The following is a 1,537-nucleotide window of genomic DNA, read 5'->3' on the forward strand; positions in this document are numbered from 1 at the left end:
TCAATGAAAATCGCTTCACCTGGCGCAATATCACGCTCAATCTTAAAGCCAAGCGCGGTAATAGCAACTGATTCAGAGGCAATAATATATTCAGTGCCGTGTTCCGTTTCGCGTGAACCATAAATCAATGGGCGAATTCCATTTGGATCGCGGAAACCCACCAGACCATGACCTGTAATCATTGCCACAACCCCATAAGCACCCTTACAGCGTTCATGTACACGGGAAACAGTATGGAAAATATCTGCTGGTGTCGGGTTTAATGTGCCAATTTTCTGTAATTCATGTGCAAACACATTCAACAGAACTTCCGAATCGGAGTCGGTATTCATGTGACGCAAATCTGTCTTAAACAGATCTTCATGAATTTCTTCGGCGTTGGTCAGGTTACCATTGTGTGCAAGGGTAATACCGTATGGAGAGTTCACATAAAATGGCTGTGCCTCCGCACTGCTGGATGAACCCGCGGTTGGGTAACGAACATGCCCAATCCCGTAGTTACCCAGCAATGCACGCATATGGCGGGTATGGAACACATCACGCACCATGCCATTATCCTTGCGGAGAAATAAACGCCCTTGATGACAAGTGACGATTCCCGCTGCATCCTGTCCCCGATGTTGCAACATCGTCAAAGCATCAAATAACATTTGGTTCACTGGCGATTTACCGGCTATCCCAACAACTCCACACATAGCAACCTCGCGACAAGCTAGGAACGGGGTTTAACCCCAATTAATAAAAAGGATTTTTAGTCGAATGATCAGAACGCTGATCAACCGCAGCACGTTCTGACTCGTCCATTTCGGTTGAAGGGCGCTGTAACAAGGCACCTTCAGATGTCATTTGATGTAAAGCTTGATTTGCAGCATCTTTAGAGATTTCTGTTGCTAAAGGTGCATAGGGTAATAGGATTTGTACAAATTTGGACTGTTTCCAGTGTGGTGAGCTTTCCACCCACGGACCAACGCCCTGCATGGTGACCAAAACAATCAGCAGGCCTTTTAGGGAACCAAATGCCCCACCTGCTAAACGATTTAATGGGCCCAGTTTCAAGCTTTTCAAGAGGCCATTCAGCAATGCAGAAACAATCCAGATACACACCACAATGATCAGTACGATAAAAGCGAAAGCTGCAATTTTTTGCACGACAGGGTCTTGGCTTAGGCTGCTCATTGCAGGCGCCAATATAACGGCGTATTTGGCCCCCACGATCAATGCGAATATCCATCCGACCAAGTTCGCAAAGGCTTTGATAAATCCTTGACGCAAACCGTTCAGCCCTCCAATGAGCAAGATGATCAGAATAATGATATCAAGCGTGTTCATTTCACCCTGTCATCGCATTAACACAGTCTTTAACCAATGTTGGGCCAGCATAAATCAGCCCACTATAAACCTGAACAAGGCTCGCGCCTGCCTGTTGCTTTGCCACAGCCTGCTCACCCGATAAAATACCACCCACCCCAATCAGTGGAATCTGGCCATCCAGCACTTCGGCAAACTGGCTTAAACATTCGGTACTTTTCTCAAATAC

At 46.5% G+C, this 1,537-nt stretch carries 2 protein-coding genes and 1 pseudogene; all 3 read right to left on the reverse strand.

Features of this window, described 5'->3' with window-relative positions:
- Nucleotides 1-695, reverse strand: a 695-nt coding sequence (locus tag B4H32_RS10275) for an amidophosphoribosyltransferase (RefSeq protein ID WP_286802844.1), incomplete at its 3' end; no start/stop codon positions are given.
- Between the two features lie 40 nt (nt 696-735).
- A complete protein-coding gene (locus tag B4H32_RS10280; RefSeq protein WP_004680820.1) occupies nt 736-1,329 on the reverse strand; it encodes a CvpA family protein in 594 nt (197 codons plus the stop codon).
- A gap of 1 nt (nt 1,330) precedes the next feature.
- Nucleotides 1,331-1,537: pseudogene (locus tag B4H32_RS10285) on the reverse strand (quinone-dependent dihydroorotate dehydrogenase); the annotation flags it as partial.

It is taken from the genome of Acinetobacter sp. UBA2063, assembly GCF_002333245.1.
Classification (GTDB): Bacteria; Pseudomonadota; Gammaproteobacteria; order Pseudomonadales; family Moraxellaceae; genus Acinetobacter; species Acinetobacter parvus.